The organism is Mesorhizobium sp. M7A.F.Ca.CA.003.01.2.1 (genome assembly GCF_003998945.1).
GTDB lineage: Bacteria > Pseudomonadota > Alphaproteobacteria > Rhizobiales > Rhizobiaceae > Mesorhizobium > Mesorhizobium ciceri.
Genome location: NZ_RZRA01001646.1, coordinates 1 through 483, shown reverse-complemented (window position 1 = coordinate 483; position 483 = coordinate 1). Strand labels below are relative to the sequence as shown.

Here is a 483-nt window from a genome sequence, read left to right as displayed (position 1 = left end):
CTTCTTGTCAGCGCCGTCGCTGTCCCGTCCTTCACGGCGCCGACATTTGCCGCCGATGGGCCCGCTTCGGTCGCCGATCTGGCGCAAGGCCTGCTCGGCGCGGTGGTCAACATATCGACCTCGCAGACGGTCAAGGGTACCGAAGGCCCGGGCGCGGTGCCGATGCCGCAATTGCCCGAGGGTTCGCCCTTCCAGGATTTCTTCGACGATTTCTTCAAGAACCGCGGCGGTGACAAGGACAACGGCTCGCAGAAGGTGCAGTCGCTGGGCTCCGGCTTCGTCATCGATGCCGAGCAAGGCATCGTCGTCACCAACAACCATGTCATTGCCGATGCCGACGACATCGAGGTCAATTTCTCCGATGGCGTCACCTTGAAGGCGACGCTGGTCGGCACCGACACCAAGACCGATGTCGCCGTGCTCAAGGTCGATCCGAAAGGCCACAAGCTGACGGCGGTAAAGTTCGGCGATTCCACCAAGATG

The 483-nt window shown here is 62.1% G+C and carries 1 protein-coding gene; it reads left to right on the top strand.

Annotated elements, in window-relative coordinates; translation table 11 throughout:
• Positions 1-483, top strand: a 483-nt coding sequence (locus EN969_RS34730; protein WP_206525384.1) for a trypsin-like peptidase domain-containing protein, incomplete at both ends; no start/stop codon positions are given.